Below are 20,146 nucleotides of genomic sequence, written 5' to 3'. Positions count from 1 at the left end.
ATGAAGTCGCTTCTCGCAGCATTCGCGCTTTCTGGCGCCACGCTTCTCGCCAGCCCGCTCGCGGCGCAGGCGACGGCGGAGGAGGTGCCCGACGACGTGCGCATGTCGGTGGTCTATGGCGAGGATGCCGCGCCGCCGTGCCCGGAAGGCGAGATCTGCGTCGTCGCCCGCCTGCCCGAATCCGAACGCTTCCGCATTCCGGAAACGCTGCGCTACAGCGACGACCCGGCGAACACCGCCTGGACCCGGCGCGTCGAATCGCTGGAGATGATCGGCGATTTCGGCACGCTTTCGTGTTCCACCGCGGGCGCGGGCGGCTTCACCGGCTGCACCCAGGATCTGATCCGCCGCGCCTATGGCGAACAGGCGACGAGTGCGAGCGTCCGCTTCAGCGAGCTCATCGCCGCCGCCCGCGCTGAACGTTTGTCCACGATCGACGAATCGGCCGCCGCCGAGCAGGAACGCGTCGAGCAGATCGAACGCGAGTACATGGAACGCCTCGAACGCGAGCGCGATGCCGAGCTGCCCGACGAGCAGAACCCCGAGATCCTGCCGAGCGAAGACGCCGAACCGATCATGGACGCGCCCGAAACGTCCGAGCCGCAGGAAACGCCGGAAAGCTGAGGCGGCGTTAACCCTCCTGCGGTAAGACCGGCGGCATGACCGCGCCGCGCACCATTCTCACCGTCTTCGGCACCCGGCCCGAAGCGATCAAACTGTTCCCCCTGATCCACGCGCTCGAGAGTGACGAGCGCTTCGTTTCCCGCGTCTGTGTTTCAGGGCAGCATCGCGGAATGCTGGACCAGGTGCTGGAGATCGCGGGCATTTCGCCCGATCACGATCTCGACCTGATGCAACCGGACCAGACGCTCGATGCCCTGACCGCGCGGCTGCTCATGGGTATCGGCCACGTGCTGGATATCGAACGGCCGGACGTCGTCGTGGTTCAGGGCGATACCGCGACCGCGATGGCAGGCGCGTTGGCAGCATACTACCGCAAGATTCCCGTGGCGCATGTGGAAGCGGGTCTGCGGAGCGGCAATATCCATCATCCCTGGCCGGAGGAGGTCAATCGCAAGGTCATCGGCAGCTTCGCCGCGCTTCACCTCGCGCCGACCGAAACTGCGGCCGAGGCGCTGCGGCGGGAGAACGTCGAGTCCGCGGCGGTCCACGTCACCGGCAATACGGTTATCGACGCGCTGCACTGGATAACGGGCAAGATCGCCCGTGAGCCGTTGCTTGCAGCGAACCTGATGCCGCTGGAAAGGCGTTTCGCCGGGCGCCGGATCATCGGCATGACGACGCACCGGCGCGAGAACTTCGGGCAGGGGATGGAGTCGATCGCGAATGCCGTGTCCCGCCTCGCGGCGCGCCGCGACGTGGCGGTGATCTTCCCTGTGCACCTAAACCCGAACGTCCGCGCCGTGATGAACGACCGGCTCGCGGGGCTCGACAACGTCGCGCTGATCGAACCGCTGGACTATCCGCATTTCGCCCGCCTGCTCGATGTTGCGCATCTCATGCTGACCGACAGCGGCGGCGTGCAGGAAGAAGCGCCTGCATTGGGCAAGCCGGTCCTCGTCATGCGCGAAACGACCGAACGGCCCGAGGGTGTCGCGGCCGGTACCGCCAGGCTCGTCGGAACCGACGCCGACCGTATCGTTGCGGAAACCGAGCGCCTGCTCGACGATTCCGCCGCCTACGACGCCATGGCACGGGCTCACAACCCGTTCGGCGACGGGCGGGCCACGCAGCGGATCCTCGAGCTTCTCGCGGTCTGACGCTCCATCCGCTCGCTACCGGAATCGCACGCCATCGTTACCGGTATCTTTACCCCTCGCCGTTAGGCGTCGCGCGAAGGCGAATATCAAGCGGAGCGGCCATGCGCGGCGAGGAAAAACCGGAAGTCTGTGTCATCGGCCTTGGGTATATCGGCCTGCCGACGGCGGCGATCATCGCGCGGGCCAACTGCCCGGTAACCGGTATCGACGTTTCCGAAGCGGTGGTCGAGACGATCAACCGAGGTGAGATCCATATCGAGGAAATTGATCTCGACGGTCTCGTGCGGGGGGTCGTCCAGCGCGGCCTGCTCAAGGCGTCGACGCAGGTGCAGCCAGCTGACGTGTTCGTTATCGCGGTGCCTACGCCGTTCGAGAAGGACGGGCAGCACACGCCCGATATCTCCTATGTCATGGCCGCGGCTACGGAGATCGCGGGCGTGCTCAAGAAGGGCGATACCGTGATTCTCGAATCGACCTCACCGGTCGGCACCACCGACGCGATGCGCGATCTGTTCGCCGGATTGCGCCCGGATCTCAAGCTTCCGGGGCTGACGAACGAGACGCCCGATGTGGCGATCGCCTATTGCCCCGAACGTGTCCTTCCCGGGCGCATCCTCGAAGAGCTCACCAACAACGACCGCTCGATCGGTGGCATCACCCCGCGTTGCGCACGAAAGGCGCTCGCCTTCTACAAGCGCTTCGTGCGCGGCACCTGCGTCACCACCGACGCGCGCAGCGCCGAGATGTGCAAACTGGTCGAGAACGCCTTCCGCGACGTCAACATCGCCTTTGCCAACGAGCTGTCGATGATCGCCGATCACATGGGCCTCGATGTGTGGGAAGTTATCCGCCTCGCCAACCGCCACCCCCGCGTAAATGTCCTCCAGCCCGGCCCGGGCGTCGGCGGCCACTGCATTGCGGTCGATCCATGGTTCATCGTCCATGGCGCGCCGGAACAGGCGAAGATGGTCCGTGCCGCGCGCGACACCAACGATGCGAAGATGCATCACGTCGTCGCGCAAGCGGAGAAGCTGATCGCTGACAACCCCGGCGTGCCGGTCGCCTGCCTGGGGCTCGCATTCAAGGCCAACATTGATGACTTCCGCGAAAGTCCGGCGCGCTTCGTGGCGGGCAGACTGGCGCGCAGGTTCGGTGAACGCGTTCACGTGGTCGAACCCTATGCCGCCGAACTGCCGACCGAGTTCGAAGGCACCGGCGCAGCGCTGATCGACCTCGACACAGCGCTCGAGACGTGCGGCATCCTGATCGTCCTCGTCGACCACGATATATTCCGAGTGGTCCCGAGCGAGGAACGCTCTCACGCGCTGATCTACGACACACGCGGGATCTGGCCGGACGCCGCGGCTAACGTTGAGCGACCGGGGTTACGACTGGCGAGCTAGCACGCCTCAGACGCCGTAGTAGTCACGATACCAGCCAACGAACTGCCGGATACCTTCCTTCGCGTCGGTCTGCGGGCGATAGCCGGTGAGTTCCTGCAGCAGTGTTGCATCGGCCCAGGTGGCCGGCACGTCGCCTTTCTGCATGTCCATGAAGTTCTTCACCGCTTCGCGCCCGCATTCGGCTTCGATCGCCTCGACGAAGTCCATCAGGCGGACCTTGTCGCTGTTGCCGATATTGACGACGCGGAACGGCGCCGCGGGTGAGAGGCTGTCATGCTCCGGGATGTCGTCGGCGCTCTCCGGGCGCTCCGGCACAGCGTCGATCAGCAGGCGGATACCGCGCACCAGGTCGGTCACGTAGGTGAAGTCGCGGTACATCTCGCCGTGGTTGTAGATGTCGATTGGCGTGCCATCGAGAATGCCCTTGGTAAACTTGAACAGCGCCATGTCCGGGCGGCCCCATGGGCCGTAGACCGTGAAGAAGCGGAACATGGTTGTCGGCAGATTCCACAGATGCGCGTAGCTGTGCGCCATCGACTCGTTCGCCTTCTTGGTCGCGGCGTAGAGCGTGAGCTGTGTGTCGCATTTCTCGCGCTCATCGAACGGCATCTCCTCGTTCGCGCCATAGACCGAACTGGTACTGGCCATCAGCAGATGCTCGACGCCGAGCTCACGCGCGCATTCCATCACGTTGAACGTACCGACGATATTCGCGTCGATATAGGCGCGCGGGTTCTCGAGCGAATATCGCACGCCGGCCTGCGCGGCGAGATGGACGATCACGTCCGGCCGCTCCGCCATGGCCAGCGCGTGGAGCTGGTCAAAGTTCTCCAGCATGCCGACGTGCGCGCTGAAATGCTCATGCTGCAGCAGCATCTGGTGCCGCCGCTCCTTGATCCTGACGTCGTAGTAGTCGGTCATGCCGTCGTAGCCGACGACGGCAAAACCTTCCTCGAGCAGCAGCTTGGACAAGTGGAAGCCGATGAAGCCGGCGCTGCCGGTGACGAGCACTTTGCGCATTAATTGTTCCTCTGTGTCCCTTGGAGTCCCGCAGATGGCCCGACAGGATGGGCCATAGCAGACCGACGGATGGCCATCATTCGCCGAAGGAAATAGAAAGTGTAGAGATGCTGCCGGTTATTCGTTGACCGTACGACCAGGCTCGGCCTGACAGCGAAATCTTCACGAAGCCGCAGTCGGCCGGCAGCGTGGCATCGAGCGCGATTGTCCCGCCGGTGAGATTTCCTTGGGCAATCGGGGCGTCGCCGTCGACGCATGAGACTGCGATCTCCAGCTTGTCTGCCTGCTGCTGCGGCTTCAGGTCATGTCGGCCGCTGATGCTGAGCGCTCGTGAGCGCGCCGGCAGGATGCGGCTGGCAAAAACACCACCTTTGCCGCGTGCGATCTCCAGCTGAAGTTCCTCTTCCCCGCCGAGGACTTGGGCGCGGAAACCGGCTTGATCGACCAAGGTCCAGTCGAACGGCGGGATCTCAGAACTCCAACCGTCGACCTCCTCGGGACGCTCCGCAGACAGGCGCGCATAGAGATCGTATGCGAGTTGAAACTCGCCCGCGCTGGCAAAAGCATGCACCAGCCTGCGGTCGGTCTTCGGGTCTACAATGTCGTCGGACAGCCGTTGACGAATGAGACCGAGATTCCCGAGCGCTTCTTTGTCGCGTGAGGCGGCGACGAGGAAACCATCGGCCCAGTCCGGCCCGGTTCCGAGAATATCCACGAACGTGTCCACCGAGCGCGGATCGCGCAGCGCCTGCGTCAGCGCGATGTAGGCGGCCGGCCGCTGCTCGACGCGCACTTGCAGAATCTGATTGAGAACGCGGATGGCGCCGTCGAGATTATCGGCTTGCAGGTGGGAGTTAAGAAGCATGCCCTGGAGAAGCGTGTCGCGGCGGCTGATCTTCGCCGCCGCGTTCCAGAATGGGGCGTTTCCATCGCCAGGCTGTGCGGCACCAATCACCGCGAGCGCGCCGGGCACCAGCGGTTGGCTCCGATAGGCCTCCAGCGCGAGGTCGGCCATCCAATCCGCCGGCGGTTCGGCTGTCGCAGGGTTCTGCGCGAGTTGGCCTTGATAAGCGGCTTTCGCGAAATGGGCCTGTGCCGAACCATCCCAAGGCGCGATTGTCGCTGCCTTGTCCGGCTGACTGTTCTCGCCCACGATGGCCAGCGTCTGCGCCGCGGAAAGGACCGCGAGAACGGGAAATATCAGCACCACCGACGCAAGGCGCAGACGGCTTGGCCGTGTCTCAGCTGCGTCCGGCATTCGCATCATCTATGGGTTCGCCATAGCCGTACCCATAGCCATACCCATAGCCGTAGCCGTACGCCGAGTTGCGATCGTCGAGCTTGGTCACGATTGCACCATAGACCTTCGCGTTGGCGGCACGCAAACGGCGTAGCGCGTTGTCGATGGCGCGGATCTTCACGTCATTGGATTCGATGACGTAGACCACGCCTTGGACCGCGGTGGAGATTTCCAGCGCATCGGCAAGGCCGAGCACCGGCGGGCCGTCCACGAGGATAAAGTCGTAGCTCTGCTCGAGCTTCGCGATCAACTGGGCAAGCCCGTCGGTCGCGAGAAGATCGGCGGGATTCGGCGGCATCATCCCGCTTGGGATCAGGTCAAATCCATGTTCCTCGATCGGTATGGTGACCGCCTGAGGTTCGCTTCCACCGACCAGCAAGCTGCTCAAGCCGGCGTCCTTCGATGCCTGCTTGCCGAGGAAATCGACGAGGGCCGTGTTGCGAAGGTCGGCATCGATCAGCAGCGTCCGCTTGCCCAACTGGGCGAAGCTGCGGCAGATCGCGACGGAGGTCAGCGATTTGCCTTCGTTCGGCCGGGTGCTGGTAAGCATCAGTGACTTCGGTGCACCTTGCGGTGTCAGGAACGAGATATTCGAACGCGCCGCCACGTAGGCCTCTGAAAGCTCCGAACTGCGTCGACGGAGCTCGTCGAGCAAATCGTCCTGCTCCACCCGTGGGATGAGGCCGAGTGTCGGCAGGCCGAACAGACGTTGGACGTCGTTGGGATCCCGGATCGTCCGATCCATAGTCTCACGGAGGAAGACAACGGCTGCGGCAACAGCTGTGGCGGCGAGCAATGCCAGCGCCAGGTTCAAGACCAGCGAGGGCTTGTAGGGCTCGTCCGCTGGTAGAGCAGGTTGAACTAGGGTCATGTTGTTCTTGCCAGCGCCCGCCGCCTCCAGTTCCTTGGAACGCTGCAGGAGCGCGTCGTAGAGCTGCCGATTGGTGTCCACTTCACGCTTCAGAATTCCATACTGAATCCCGCCGCCTTGCTGCGAAAGGAACCGGTCTTGGACCTCTTTTACGCGCGCCTGCAGTTCCGCCTCTTCGCTACGCGCCTGGCGATACGCCGCCTGCAGACCCGAAATATCGCGGCCCTCCGAAGAGGCGATGGATTCGCGGATGGCTTCCACCTCGGATCGAGCCGCCTGAACTTCAGGATATGCCGGGCCGAAATTTGCAGATAGGCTTGCAAGCTTGGCCTCGGCTGTTGCCAGCATGCTCCGGAGCTGACTAGATGCTGCGCGCGTTTCGGCCGTGGTAGCTTTCGCTCTTAAGGCACTTTCCGCAGCGATTCGTTCTGCAGTTGCTTGTGCCAGCGCCTGATTGAGTGTCGTAAGCGTATCCCCAATCAGCGATCGTGCGGCGCTGCTGCTGTCGTCATCGTTTACGCCCGTATCGACGATCACGATCTGATTGGCATTCGCGTAATCAACCAGTTCCTCCTCGGACTGGGCGAGCCGCTCGCGGAGTTCCGCGATCTGATCGCGCAAATACCGCCGAGCATCGATATTCGCACCGAAGCGCTTTTCGTAGTTCGCGGCCAGGAACTGCTCAGCCCAGATATTGGCAATCTCGGCGGAAAGGCTCCGGTTGGGGCTGGAGAAATGCACATTTACGAGATTCGACAATCGCACAGGTTCGATGCTGATGTGTTCCAGAAGAATCTCGACAGCGTCTCGTCGTTCTAGCGGAGCCTCTGGATCGTCAGCAAATGCGTCGCGAAACGATTCCGACGCAGTGAGATTCGCCGCATCGACTACCGCTTCGGCGAGAAAACGTGAGCCGAGCAGCTCATATTGTGTCTGAAAATACTGTTCGTCCGCCTGCAGTTCTTCGATCTCTGTTTGATCGATATTCGTTACGTTTGCTGTCGCGCGGCTGATCTCGATCACGGCCGTGCTCCGATACTGCGGCGTGGAGAGCAACGTGATGAGCAAGCCAAGCACGAGCCCGCCTGCGAGAATACCAGCGATCAGAAGCCGAGAGTTGACGGCCTGGCGCCAGTATCGCTCGAACGCCAGAATCCCCGAATTTTCGTCCGCGTTCTCGGCCATGTCCGGCTGCGCGGAATATATTACTGCGTCTGCCATTGGTTTCTTCTCGACGGATTAGTTGCCAATGCGATCGATCAGGATCGCGCTCGATGTCAGCAGGGGCACGAACTGCAGAATGGTTTCGAGGCGGCGGCGTGCTGGAGAGTCGCCCACCGTGACGATATCGTCGGCGTAGATCCGTGGATCCGGATAGTTCCCGCGCTGAATAGCCTCGATGTTGTAGACGCCGATGTATGTCGTGTCGCCGACGGTTCGCATGACCACGACATCGTCCGTCTTGGCGTAGTCCGCGAGACCACCGGCATTGTTGATCGCCCGTGCGAGCGTTCGGGAAAGGCGGGCCGGATATGCGCCAGGCTTCTCAACCTCTCCGCCGACGGACACGGTGGGCTGAGACAACTCTGCGGGGATCACGCTGACATTGGGGTCGCGAAGAAATCGGCCTTCAAGGTGCTGAGCGATTATCTTGCCCACACCCGTCGCAGATTCCCCCTCGACATTAATCGGGCCAATCAGCGGAAAATCGAGATTCCCACGGTCGTCCACAATATACGTACCGCTTAACGGTTCAGAGTTGAGGACGGTGATTTCCAGCTGGTCACCTGGCTGCACCCGAGTGACGTAGCCGCCATCGGGCGGCGGCAGGCTATCGAGATCAGTTAACTCGATACCAGGCGCCATAGCCACGGAGCGATCCTTGCCAGCGCATCCGGCGAGCAGGCTGGCCGCCGTGAGGCAGACGAGGAAATACCTGATTGTTGACATTCGCTTCGTCCAATTTCGCATTTGTATTGCGCACTTACCGGAGCGCCTTTGATAAGCAAGCCCAGGCCTTCGGAAATTAGGAGCTCTTTTTAGAGTGCCGACCCATCCGTGTACGACGTGGACCATATTCCGCTGGATCCGCGACGTATGATCCCCTGCTAGCCCAAATCGCGAGCAGAACCGCATAGCTCGCCATTGCCGGGACACGCAGAGGATAGTCGATGAGTGATGCGATGAATAGGATCGCTAATGCGATCAGCGCCGCAGCGGGCCAGATATTGCCGCGAATTTTGGCGCGGCCGGCGCGCCATATTCCCCAGCCTCGAGCAGCGAAAAGCACAATGCCAAAGATCAGGATCAGAAGTCCCGGTAGACCACCGGTCATCAGAACTTCCAGGAAATCGTTATGTGCGTGATTCACATACTCCGGCCTCAGAAGCGTGTCGGATTCGCGCATCCGATAAACATCGTCGAACGAGCCAGCCCCCGTCCCCCATGGAAATGCATCAACCGCGATCCGCCAGGTCGCGGGCAAAAGATCGGCCCGGGTGTCCGCGATCGGATCCGAGCCGATGAGCCGCTCAAAGGCTCGATCGCGCCCCAGACCAATCGTGACGAGCCCGAGCCCTCCCACAACCGCTGCGGCAACCGCTGCAGGAGCAATGCGGGCAAGCGCGGAGGATCGGTGCGTACGCCTAGCGCCCGCAGGCGCAATCACGGCGATCAGCGCGGCAGTAACACATACTGAAAGAATGAGCGTCAGCAGCCCGGCGCGTGATCCCGTAATCAGAAGCAACGGAATGAGCAGAAGCATGCCACCGGCAGCCATCGCGCTGCGCTTGCCCTTGGTGGTTCCTATGTCTTTCCACGACCCTTGCGCGAGTTGCGCCCAGCAATACATCACTGGAATCAGACTGGCGAGGAACACGGCCTGATGGTTTCGATTGGCGAACAGCCCCACTGGCGAGCCATAACTCGTCAGGCTGTAGAGGTAGAGCGGTCCCCGGGGACTGCCCATGAGTTGCAGTAGCCCCCAGATAGCCGTCAAGACACCGAGTCCTAGGATGAAGGTCAATAACTTCTCGTGCTGCCCGGTACCAAGCTGGATGCCCAAAACGAGAACGGCACAAGGCGTGGCCAGCGCCAACAGAGCATTGCGAGTTGTCTGGGGGTCCAGAGTCAGCGGCCGCCATTGATCATTGAGTCCGAGCAAGGCATCCAACTCCGCGATGGTCTCTCGTCCCGGCAAAGAGTGCCAAAGCCCGGGCGGCAGGGGGATGAGGTGAAACGCGAAAAGGACCACGGTAGCCGCTGCTATCGTAACGAGGGGCCAGTAACGTCGGATATGCTCCTGGGAGATTGTGAGTAGTCCGTACCCCAAAGCGAGCAATGAGATGGGGCGGAGCAGGACCAGCGATTGCATGTCGGCCCGCGAACTGCCGCCGGTCAGAAAAATGACGACCAGGAGCCCGCAAAGGACGCTTAGTCGCGCCCGTGACGACAGGACACTCTCCAGAATGCGCCCGCGACGCCGCGAGCGCTTCGTTCGGTTCAAAGCAACAGGCGGTGCCTCCATCATCCAACCTCATGCTGAGGCTGGGCACGCCCGTGGACGCCCAATTGGCGACGGGGCGGGCAGCGGCGCAATATCGTCGCGAACATTGCCGTTCTCTCGCAGTCGCACTTATCGAGGTCAAGACGCACCTGGGCCGTGCGCTTCCGGACTTGACGCTGTCTTCCACTGGGCGCGTGCGCGACACGCGCCATCGTTCCGGTGGGGATGGGGGTTTGCCAGAATCTCCAACTCACCTATTGCGCCTCGGTCATTGTGGAATAGCTGCCCTCCTCGAAGTTTTTGGGGGTGCAGTCTACCCCGGCAGGTGTCTAGAGACGAAAGAGGTCGGCTCCGGAATGAAACTGGACCTGTTTTCAGAGAGAACATCGATGCTGCAGCAAGTTCTCGGCAGCGCGATCGCGTCATCATTCGGATGGCTCGGAGCGCTACCACGGCGAACGCGGCAGCTCATCGTAGCCGCGATCGACGGCGTGTTATGCACGATCGCGGTTTGGACGGCCTTCTCATTGCGTCTGGGTGAATTCTACCGCGTGGAGGCAAACGTTGTACTGGTTACGGCTGCGGCGCTAGTTCTATGGTATCCTATCGCTAGCTGGCGTGGCGTTTATCGCTCAATCATCCGCTTCTCGGGCGCCCGTGCCATGTTCGGCCTGGGAACGGCTGTCGTCATCTTCACGATACCGATGATCATCCTGTTTTTGGCCAACGGGTTCGACGGGATTCCCCGTACGATCGCTTTGATTCAGCCAATTGTATTTCTAACACTGATGGCTATTAGCCGCCTGACGATCCGGTTCGTGCTGATCGATATTGTCAATGGGCGCCAAGCGGACTCCACTCGTCGGGTGGTGGCCATCTATGGCGCCGGTAGTGCCGGTCAGCAGCTCGCGCTCTCTTTGCGGCACGAGCCGCGCGTGCGGGTCGCGGCGTTCATCGATGATGACGTGCGTCTGGCCGGTCAGCAGCTTGACGGAGTAACAGTGCATCCGTCGACAAAGCTCGACGCGCTTCTGGGTAGCAACGATATTGATGAAGTTCTGCTCGCGCTTCCGAGTGCGAGTCGGTCGCGTCGCAAGGCAATTATTGAAGCATTGCAGAAGCACCCCGTGGCGGTCCGCTCGCTTCCGAGCGTCGGCAATCTCATCGATGGAAAAGTCTCGGTCAGCGATTTGCGGGACGTTTCAGTAGACGACCTCCTCGGACGTGATCCGGTCCGTCCGAACGAATTGCTCATCGGGAAGACCGTGACGGCAAAGCGGGTTATGGTGACGGGGGCCGGCGGATCGATCGGCAGCGAACTTTGCCGCCAAATATTGCGGTCTCGTCCTTCCGAGCTGATCCTGCTTGAGCGCTCGGAATACGCTCTTTACGCGATCGGGGCCGAACTGGAAGCGCTCGCGGAGTCTCTTCACGTGGGCGTTCCCATCATGCCGGTCCTTGGGGATGTCGGGGATCGCGATGCTATGCGGCGAGTTTTCGAGAAGTGTCAGCCTGAAACACTATTTCACGCGGCTGCCTACAAGCATGTGCCTTTGGTTGAAAGTAACCCTATCGCGGGCCTGCGCAACAATATATTTGGCACGTTGAATGCCTGCCTTGTTGCCGAGGAATGCGGCGTGCGGAACTTCGTCTTGATCAGCACGGACAAGGCCGTCCGACCGACGAACGTGATGGGGGCGTCCAAGCGCGTGTGCGAATTAATCCTGCAGGCGCGTGCTCAGTTGCACGGGTCGGCGCGCGATCGGACGATCTTCACGATGGTGCGGTTCGGTAACGTGCTGGGATCCAGCGGCTCCGTCGTGCCGCGCTTTCAGCGTCAGATCAAGGAGGGCGGCCCCGTCACGCTCACTGACAGGGACGTCACTCGATATTTCATGACGATACCGGAAGCTGCGCAGCTCGTCATTCAGGCGGGTGCGATGGCGAAAGGCGGAGAGGTCTTTGTCCTCGACATGGGTGAGCCGGTGCGCATCCTGGATCTTGCTCGAAGCATGATCCATCTCTCGGGCAGGACGGTTCGTGACGAGATGAATCCCGAAGGCGACATCGAGATTCGCGAGATCGGCCTTCGCCCGGGCGAAAAGCTCTACGAAGAGCTTCTTATCGGCGACAATCCCGAGCCGACCGTCCATGAGCGAATCCGAAGAGCAAACGAGGCGCTGATTCCGTGGAAATCGTTGCAGGCGACACTGGATAAGATGAGTGCGCTTCTCGGCGCAGGCGATAGCATGATGGCCACGGCGCTACTCGGTGAGCTGGTCCCTGAATATCAATCCCCTGTCGGGGAAAGCGTTAATGGCATAATGGAGAGAGCGAGCTGAAGCACTAAAATCACTGCGCATCAATGATTCGGATCATCTGTAAATTGCGTGCTCGACGTTTCATCCGCAAGTTCAAACAGATCTAACTATAATACTTCTTAATTTCCATGTAAGTGTAATCGCCGCGGATGGAAAAGATCCTTTAGCGGTAGGCAGACCTATCTTTTCATCGCGGGGGCCGCCATGGTTCGTGCAATTCGCGAATTGTACCGCTGCGGAGTTGACCTTTGGAATGGCTGCTCTCGAGTGCGCGTAAAGCGGAGTGGCTGGTTAGCTCGCTCTGTCTCAAAAGTATGAGGAATGACTCCTAGTAATGACAATCACCCCACCGCCATCCTTGGATGAACTAAAGATTGCCATAATCGGCCTCGGCTATGTCGGTCTGCCGCTTGCCGTTGAATTCGGTCGCATTCGTTCCGTGGTCGGGTTCGATATTGACCAGCAGCGGATCGCTGCACTTCGTCATGGCGTCGATGCGACGTTGGAGACGACGACAGAGGAGCTGTCGGCGGCCGCGCAGCTATGTTTCTCCTCCGATCCTGCCGATCTTGCCTCTTGCAATCTGTTTATAGTGACGGTGCCCACACCGATTGACGTGCATCGTCGTCCTGATCTCAGCCCCTTGATTCGAGCGTCAGAAGCCGTGGGGGCGGTGCTGAAGCCCGGTGACATAATAGTTTTTGAATCGACTGTCTATCCGGGGGCGACCGAAGAAATTTGCGTACCCGTGTTAGAACGCAAATCGGGCTTGGCTTACAACCACGACTTCTTTTGCGGCTATAGCCCGGAGCGGATCAATCCAGGTGACAAAAAGCATCGCTTGACCTCAATCTGCAAGGTGACGTCCGGGTCTACACCGGAGGTGGCGGCGCTTGTGGATAGTCTATATGCTTCCATTATCACCGCGGGAACCTATAGGGCAGAGTCTATTCGTGTTGCTGAGGCGGCCAAGGTGATCGAGAATACTCAGCGGGACCTCAACATTGCGCTTATCAATGAACTTGCCATAATTTTCAATCGTATGGGCATCGATACGGAAGCTGTCCTGGAGGCGGCAGGCACGAAGTGGAACTTCTTACCGTTCCGCCCTGGGTTGGTCGGCGGTCACTGCATTGGTGTTGATCCCTATTATCTAACACATAAGGCCGAGGCGATAGGTTACCGCCCGGAGGTCATCTTGGCGGGGCGTCGCCTCAACGATGGTATGGGCGCCTATGTGGCGGAGCAACTTGTTAAGGCAATGTTGAAGGGGCGTATTCAAGTTAATGGCGCTCGAGTTCTTGTAATGGGGTTGACCTTCAAAGAGAATTGCCCCGACCTCCGCAACACGCGGGTTGTCGATGTAATTGCCGAACTCGAAGCATATGGAATCGATGTCGATGTTTATGATCCTTGGGTGGACGCTCAGGATGCACGACGAGAGTATGGGTTGGAACTGATCGACGTGGTGCCTGCTCATACTTACGACGGCGTGATGGTTGCGGTTGCGCACGACATGTTTCGCGATCGAGGCATGTCGCTCTTTGATGCATGTGTTAAGCCCGTTCATGTCGTATATGACCTGAAAGGCATATTGCCGCGGGAGGCTGGCGCCCTGCGCCTGTAGACTGCGTCCCTCAGCATAAAGGCGTCCGCGGCCCCGTTGGGAACAGCTCGATCGGGCGATGTGATGAAGCTCTGGATATGTATGAGAAGGCCACGTAACGATGGGCACAGGTAAAGTTCGGAGGGTGCTGGTTACTGGAGGAACCGGCTCGTTCGGCAAAACGATGGTTCATGAGCTCCTCAGGGGCGACATTGAAGAGGTGCGCATCCTCAGCCGAGATGAGGAGAAGCAGGACGCTTTGCGTAACAGGTTGGGGGATGCGCGGGCACGCTTTTTCATTGGCGACATACGTGATCGTGAGAGCGTGTCGCGTGCCGTCAAGGGTGTTGAAGCCGTGTTTCATGCGGCTGCTCTAAAGCAAGTTCCGAGTTGCGAATTCTTTCCGATGGAGGCGGTTCGGACGAATGTCCTCGGGTCGGAAAATGTCATCCGTGCTTCGATTGAACATGGGGTCGGCAGCCTGGTCTGCCTATCCACCGACAAAGCAGTGCAGCCGATCAACGCGATGGGCATATCGAAGGCAATGATGGAGAAGATGGTACAGGCCGCGTCCCGGGAGATCGGCCCGGAAGCCGCCACGACGATCAGTTGCGTACGCTACGGCAACGTTATGTGCTCGCGCGGATCGGTGATCCCATTGTTCATTCGTCAGATCAAGAACGGACAGCCGATCACGGTGACCGAGCCCAACATGACACGCTTTTTGATGCCATTGCGCGACAGCGTCGCATTGGTGCGCTTCGCTTTCGAGCACGCGCGGCAGGGCGATTTGTTCATCAAGAAGGCTGCGGCGTCAACGATCGCCGACCTCGCCACCGCGCTCGCGGAACTGTTCGGATCGCCCAACCATCCTGTGAAGGCGATCGGCTGGCGCCATGCCGAGAAGCTTTATGAGACGCTGGCCAGCGCGCAGGAACTCGGTACCGCAGAAGATATGGGCGACTATTGGCGGCTGCGGCTCGATGACCGCGATCTTAACTATGCCGCCTATTTCAGCGAGGGGGAAACGACGACCGCAACGATGGATGATTATCACTCGCACAACACCGAGAGGCTCGACGTGGAGGGGGTGAGGCAGCTTCTGCTCAGCCTTCCCGAAGTGCAAGCGGAGCTCGAGGGCTGGACGCGCGGTTGAATTTCGATCCGGGTAGTCCGGGGCGAACGAATTGAAGGAGGCGGTTCTTGGCCGAACCAATCCGAGTGCTGGTGCTGGGCGCCAGCGGGATGCTGGGTACAGCGATGCTGCGCACCTTTGCGCAGTCTAAGGGCTATGCAGCGATCGGCGCGGTACGTTCACTCAGCCCGCGGCTGGAGAAAATCGCCGGCGACGCGAGCTTCATCACCGGTCTCGATGCCGGGAGCAGCGACAGCTTGGCGGGAGTTTTCGCCGCAGCGCGACCCGATATTGTGATCAATGCGGTCGGGTTGATCAAGCAACTCGCGGGTGGCAACGCGGTCACGTCGGCGGTGCCAGTCAACACGCTGCTGCCACACAGGCTGCAGACGCTCGCCGAGATCGCGGGCGCGCGCTTGGTCCATGTCAGCACCGACTGCGTCTTTTCAGGCGCGAGGGGTAATTATCTGGAAACGGATAAGGCCGACGCGAACGACGTGTATGGGCTCAGCAAATATCTAGGTGAGGTTACGGGGCCGAACGCGGTGACGCTGCGCACGTCCATCATCGGTCACGAACTCGCGTCGGCGAATGGGCTGGTCGAATGGTTTCTGGCGCAGAAGCATGCGATCAGGGGCTTTACCAAGGCAATCTTTTCAGGACTGCCGACGGCCGAGTTGGCTCGCGTTGTGCGTGATTTCGTGCTGCCGCGCACTGAGCTCACCGGCCTTTATCATGTTTCGGTCGATCCGATCACCAAATATGATCTGCTGCGGCTAGTGGGCGAAGCCTACGATCATAATATCGCGATCGAGCCTGACGCGTCCTTGGTCATCGATCGATCACTCAACTCAGATCGCTTCCGCATGGCCACCGGATACACTCCACCCTCATGGCCAGACCTCGTCGAGTTCATGAAAGCCAGCAGGATCGAAAGCCGATAATATGATGAAGGTGATGACTATCGTCGGCACGCGTCCTGAGATTATTAAGATGTGCCGAGTGATCGCCGAGTTTGAGGCATATGTGAATCATGTCCTGGTCCACACAGGGCAGAACTACGACTATGAGCTCAATCAGGTCTTTTTCGACAATCTGGGCATCCGCAAGCCCGACCATTTTCTGAATGCGGCGGGCGCTAACGCCGCGAAAACGATCGCAGAGGTGATCGCGAAAGTTGACGACGTGCTCGAACTCGAAAGGCCCGACGCGGTATTGCTCTATGGTGACACCAACAGCTGTCTCGCGGTGATCCCAGCGAAGCGCCGCCAGATACCGGTCTTTCACATGGAAGCGGGCAATCGTTGCTTTGACCAGCGCGTTCCCGAAGAGCTCAACCGGAAGGTGCTGGACCATCTTAGCGACATCAATTTCGTGCTGACCGAACATGGTCGGCGCTATCTGATTGCGGAGGGCATTCGACCTGAGACGATCATCAAGTCCGGTAGCCATATGCGCGAAGTGCTCGATCATTTCGCCTCAGAGATCGACGCATCGGACGTGTTGGCACGTGAAGGGGTGGAGGCCGGGAAGTATTTTATCGCTAGCGTTCACCGGGAGGAGAACGTCGACGATCCGCGCAACCTTGAGCAACTGATGCAGGGGCTCTCGGCCGCGGCGGCTGAGTTCGACATGCCGGTGATCGTATCAACGCATCCACGCACACAGAAACGCATCGCTGACTTACCCAATGCGGGGGTCGACGCGCGCGTTCGCTACCAGGCTCCCATGGGCTTCTTCGACTACGTGAAGCTGCAGAAATCGGCCTTTTGCGTGTTGTCAGACAGTGGCACTATCTCCGAGGAAGCGAGTCTGCTCAACCTACCAGCGATTACGCTGCGAAACGCGCACGAGCGGCCCGAAGGGATGGATGTGGGCACACTGATCATGACCGGGCTGAAGCGCGACGATATTCTAGCATCAATCCGAGTCGTTACCTCACAGCACGATGCTGAGAGGCGGCAGTTCGAGATTGTCGCCGATTACAATGTGCCCAACGTGTCGCGAAAGATACTGCGCGTCGTGATGAGCTACACCGGCTACGTTAATCGTACCGTGTGGAAGAAGGGCTGAGCCAGGACGCTGCGTGTGAAGACGATCATCTATGTCGGCGGCTTCGAACTGCCCGACCGGAACGCCGCGGCGCAGCGGATACGCAACAACGCGCGCGTTTTCCGCTCTCTTGGCTATCGGGTCGTGCTGGTCGGGGTCAGCCGCGCTCGCGCCTATGATCGAACGCTTCATCCGGCCGATAACGGCGGCGACGATGTCGAGGCGTGGGAGATCGGCTACCCCCACCAGCGGAGCCACTGGTTCGATCATATCCGCAGCGATTGGCTCCTTCGCGCATTAACAAAGCAGGGGATTGTGACCGCCAGCGAGGTGTCCGCGGTGATTTGCTATAACTATCCCGCGGTGGCGCAGATGCGTATCGCGCGGCTGGCGCGCCGATGGGGTGCGGCGGCGCTCGCCGACTGTACCGAATGGTATGCGCGGCGGCCGTGGACGAGTCCCGCGAACATCATTAAGAATCTTGATGTGCCGTTGCGGATGCATTGCGTCAATCGACGCATGGACGGGCTGATCACCACCGCGCCCTTCATCACCGCCTTTTACCGGCCAACCGGATTACCGATGGTAGAAATCCCGACCCTGATGGAAGGGCCCGAGGGCGAGGGCGTGACGGAGAGCCTGGGCCGCCCGATGCCGCTCTTCGCGGTCGCGTCTGGCTTTGCAGAGGGCGCGCGGGCGGAATCGATTCACGACCGCATCGATTGGATACTCGAACTGCTGGACGGTGCGGCGGCGCTGGGTGCTGACTTTCGTTTGCAGGTCGCCGGGGTCGACCGCAGCCGCTATCTGTCTGTGTTTCCTAGGCACCGCATTCTGCTCGACCGGCTGGGGGAACGCGTCGAGTTGCTCGGTCGCCTGCCGCGCAACGAGGTGCTCCGCCTGTTGCAGGAGTCCGCCTTTGCCTTTGTGTTGCGCCACGAAAGCCGAGTGACGCTCGCGGGATTTCCATCGAAGTATTCGGAAGCCATCAGCTTTGGCACACCGTGCATCATCAACGCCGTGCCTAGTGTCAGCGCCTATCACGTCGAAGGGCGCACGGGCTTCGCGCTGGACCTGAGCAGCCGGGAAGGCGCAGCGCGCCGCCTGTCGGACATCCTTGCGATGGACGCCCAGGCGGTTATGGCGATGAAGCAGTACTGTCGGGAGAGCAGAGTCTTTACCGCGGAGGCCTTTGCGCCGCTTGTCGACACCTTCCTATCGGCCGTGACAAAGGAAAGCTCATGTCGCTCTACCGCCTGAAGAACGCTTTGCGTTGGCCATTTCGAGCCCTTTACGCGCGGCTACAGCCGGTTGCCTATGCTAGGATGATCGGCGTTACGATCAAAGGCCGGGTGACGATCTATGGCAGCAGCTACAAGATGTTCAGCTCGGAACCGTATCTCGTCACCCTACACGACAATGTGTTCATCAGCGTCGATGCGCAGTTCATTTGCCACGACGGCGGTGTGCTGCCTTTCCGCAGCGAGTTTCCTCGCCTCGATCTCGCTGGGCCGATCGTAGTGAAATCCAATTGCTTCATCGGCGCCGGAGCCTCGATCATGCGAGGCGTAACCATTGGGGAGAATTGCGTCGTCGCCGCCCACGCCGTCGTGACTAAGGACGTCCCCGACGGATCAGTTGTCGGCGGCAATCCAGCCAAGGTGATCAAATCGACGCAAGCCTATCTTGAGGGGGCTCGCGAAAGATCTCTAAATATAGGGCACCTTTATGGCGAGGAAAAGGCTATCGAGTACAAACGGATTTTTAATATAGGCGCGCGATGAAGATGGTGTTGCCGCTCAATAACAGGTCGAAGCCCTTCGCGGCTTTCGCGCCCCTGAAATTTGTGATTGCCTACCTTGCTTTCACACTTTCCATAGCGGTTTGGGGGCCGATAGAATACTACATGTTCCCTCTGGGTAAGACCGTCACTTACATGTGCGCCATCATCGTTGCTATTACGATCGGCTATACTTGGGGTATAGAGGTAGGTGTTAGGCCTTGCCGGGGCGCTTCGGAGGACTCCTCATTTACCCGCCGGCTTCTCGATTTCTCATTGATCATTGCGTGGCTGGCACTGATTGTGGCAGTCATTAGTGCTAGCACTTCTGGACAACTCAATACAGATATTTCAAATATTGGCGATGTCTATCTGAGTGGATACGAAGACTATCAAAGAAATACAGGGCAATATTCACTTATATTCATTCTATATTCTATATCGCTTCCTTTTAATTTTATAGCGATCGTTTTGGGGTTCTATTATTTCAAGTCGATGCCGCCCCTGCGACGCAAGCTCGTTGCCGCGCTTGCCGTCGGGACGCTTCTTTTCTACGTTCTTGGGTCAGGAAAGCAAAAGCAACTTGGAGATATATTAATATACTTGTTCGCGGTTATAGCCCTTAAATATGGGGCCTCTCGTAAGGCGATCAAGGTAAAATGGGTGGCTATTATAGGTGTTATTTCAATAACTTCTCTGTTCATTTTTGCTGCTATTTTAGGGCAGCGTTATTCTAGCATAGGTGTGGATGCCGATAACATAAATAGAGTTGTGAATAGCAGGATATTTTTCAAATTTGATCACCCGGTATTCTCAATATTTGGGCTGGATTACGGCCTGAGCATCGCAATGTTCCTCAGCTATCTGTCCCAAGGGTATTACGGTTTAGGGCTGGCTTTGGAGGCCGATTGGCAGTGGACGTACTTTCTGGGTTCGTCCTATTCGATCTCGGTTTTAGCTAATCGTATTCTTGGAATAGAGTGGGTATGGCCTAACAATCTTGTTTCTCAGGTTTCTATTACGACGGGGTGGGATGAGTCCAAATGGCACACCGTCTTTGCGCATTTTGCGTCAGATTTCACATTCCCTGGCACGGTTGTTCTGTTTGGCTGGTTCGCCTATATTTATGCACGGACTTGGATCTCTGCAATTAGTTATGAAAATCCGTTTTCCGTTTTAATGTTCTCTCTGATGACAGTGGGGATGTTTTTCATGCCTGCGAACAATCAATTGTTCCATTCTCCGGGCGGTCTGTTCACCGTCGTGGTCGTGTCGATTCTATATCTGTGGAAGGGTAAGCGCTACGATAGGCCAGCGGCGCTTTGGCGCAGGTCGCATCGACGAGGGAAGCTGGTGCCGCAGGTGCTATGAT

The 20,146-nt window shown here is 59.4% G+C and carries 16 protein-coding genes; 11 read left to right on the top strand and 5 right to left on the bottom strand.

Annotation, left to right across the window (positions count from 1 at the left end; genetic code table 11):
* The 3 genes from D2V04_RS01650 (at window position 1) to wecC (ending at window position 3,184) form a co-directional block, all read left to right on the top strand.
* On the top strand, window positions 1–624 hold the full coding sequence (locus D2V04_RS01650; protein WP_119511625.1) for a hypothetical protein: 624 nt from the start codon (window positions 1–3) through the stop codon (window positions 622–624).
* Window positions 625–659: 35 nt separating this feature from the next.
* The gene (gene wecB, locus D2V04_RS01645) at window positions 660–1,781 is read left to right on the top strand and encodes a non-hydrolyzing UDP-N-acetylglucosamine 2-epimerase (RefSeq protein WP_119511624.1); all 1,122 of its coding nucleotides are present in this window, start codon (window positions 660–662) and stop codon (window positions 1,779–1,781) included.
* 101 nt (window positions 1,782–1,882) lie between these two features.
* Window positions 1,883–3,184 (top strand): UDP-N-acetyl-D-mannosamine dehydrogenase, encoded by a 1,302-nt coding sequence (gene wecC / locus D2V04_RS01640; protein WP_119511623.1) that lies wholly within the window; start codon window positions 1,883–1,885, stop codon window positions 3,182–3,184.
* A gap of 6 nt (window positions 3,185–3,190) precedes the next feature.
* Here the strand turns inward: wecC and D2V04_RS01635 are convergent, their stop codons facing one another.
* From D2V04_RS01635 to D2V04_RS01615, 5 genes are all read right to left on the bottom strand, one after another.
* Window positions 3,191–4,204, bottom strand: coding sequence for an NAD-dependent epimerase/dehydratase family protein (locus tag D2V04_RS01635; RefSeq protein ID WP_119511622.1), 1,014 nt, complete (start codon window positions 4,202–4,204; stop codon window positions 3,191–3,193).
* Window positions 4,205–4,280: 76 nt separating this feature from the next.
* Complete coding sequence (locus D2V04_RS01630; protein WP_147391748.1) at window positions 4,281–5,468, bottom strand: hypothetical protein; 1,188 nt, start codon at window positions 5,466–5,468, stop codon at window positions 4,281–4,283.
* The gene (locus D2V04_RS01625; RefSeq protein WP_182849621.1) at window positions 5,446–7,560 is read right to left on the bottom strand and encodes a GumC family protein; all 2,115 of its coding nucleotides are present in this window, start codon (window positions 7,558–7,560) and stop codon (window positions 5,446–5,448) included. Before D2V04_RS01625 ends, D2V04_RS01630 begins: the two co-directional genes overlap by 23 nt.
* A gap of 54 nt (window positions 7,561–7,614) precedes the next feature.
* Window positions 7,615–8,241, bottom strand: a complete 627-nt coding sequence (locus D2V04_RS17705; RefSeq protein WP_182849620.1) for a polysaccharide biosynthesis/export family protein — start codon at window positions 8,239–8,241, stop codon at window positions 7,615–7,617.
* Between the two features lie 160 nt (window positions 8,242–8,401).
* Window positions 8,402–9,904 carry an O-antigen ligase family protein gene (locus tag D2V04_RS01615; RefSeq protein WP_119511619.1) on the bottom strand — a complete coding sequence of 501 codons (1,503 nt, stop codon included), beginning with the start codon at window positions 9,902–9,904 and terminating at the stop codon, window positions 8,402–8,404.
* Window positions 9,905–10,236: 332 nt separating this feature from the next.
* Between D2V04_RS01615 and D2V04_RS01610 the strand changes: the two genes are divergently transcribed.
* From D2V04_RS01610 to D2V04_RS01575, 8 genes are all read left to right on the top strand, one after another.
* Window positions 10,237–12,222, top strand: coding sequence for a polysaccharide biosynthesis protein (locus tag D2V04_RS01610; RefSeq protein WP_228766194.1), 1,986 nt, complete (start codon window positions 10,237–10,239; stop codon window positions 12,220–12,222).
* Between the two features lie 313 nt (window positions 12,223–12,535).
* Window positions 12,536–13,828, top strand: a complete 1,293-nt coding sequence (gene tviB / locus D2V04_RS01605) for a Vi polysaccharide biosynthesis UDP-N-acetylglucosamine C-6 dehydrogenase TviB (RefSeq protein ID WP_119511617.1) — start codon at window positions 12,536–12,538, stop codon at window positions 13,826–13,828.
* Window positions 13,829–13,928: 100 nt separating this feature from the next.
* Window positions 13,929–14,963, top strand: coding sequence for an SDR family NAD(P)-dependent oxidoreductase (locus D2V04_RS01600; protein WP_119511616.1), 1,035 nt, complete (start codon window positions 13,929–13,931; stop codon window positions 14,961–14,963).
* A gap of 47 nt (window positions 14,964–15,010) precedes the next feature.
* Window positions 15,011–15,886 carry a dTDP-4-dehydrorhamnose reductase family protein gene (locus D2V04_RS01595; protein ID WP_228766193.1) on the top strand — a complete coding sequence of 292 codons (876 nt, stop codon included), beginning with the start codon at window positions 15,011–15,013 and terminating at the stop codon, window positions 15,884–15,886.
* 1 nt (window position 15,887) lies between these two features.
* The gene (gene wecB / locus D2V04_RS01590) at window positions 15,888–17,015 is read left to right on the top strand and encodes a non-hydrolyzing UDP-N-acetylglucosamine 2-epimerase (protein WP_119511615.1); all 1,128 of its coding nucleotides are present in this window, start codon (window positions 15,888–15,890) and stop codon (window positions 17,013–17,015) included.
* Window positions 17,016–17,030: 15 nt separating this feature from the next.
* Window positions 17,031–18,254 (top strand): glycosyltransferase, encoded by a 1,224-nt coding sequence (locus tag D2V04_RS01585; RefSeq protein WP_119511614.1) that lies wholly within the window; start codon window positions 17,031–17,033, stop codon window positions 18,252–18,254.
* The gene (locus D2V04_RS01580; protein ID WP_119511613.1) at window positions 18,236–18,778 is read left to right on the top strand and encodes an acyltransferase; all 543 of its coding nucleotides are present in this window, start codon (window positions 18,236–18,238) and stop codon (window positions 18,776–18,778) included. The genes D2V04_RS01585 and D2V04_RS01580 overlap by 19 nt, the downstream gene beginning before the upstream one ends.
* Window positions 18,775–20,145 (top strand): hypothetical protein, encoded by a 1,371-nt coding sequence (locus D2V04_RS01575; RefSeq protein ID WP_119511612.1) that lies wholly within the window; start codon window positions 18,775–18,777, stop codon window positions 20,143–20,145. Before D2V04_RS01580 ends, D2V04_RS01575 begins: the two co-directional genes overlap by 4 nt.
* The last annotated feature ends 1 nt before the right edge of the window (window position 20,146 follow it).

The sequence above is a fragment of the Pelagerythrobacter aerophilus genome (genome assembly GCF_003581645.1).
In the GTDB taxonomy this organism is placed as follows: Bacteria; Pseudomonadota; Alphaproteobacteria; order Sphingomonadales; family Sphingomonadaceae; genus Pelagerythrobacter; species Pelagerythrobacter aerophilus.
The sequence above is the reverse complement of the archived record's forward strand: the minus strand, read 5'-3'. Positions and strand labels throughout refer to the sequence as shown.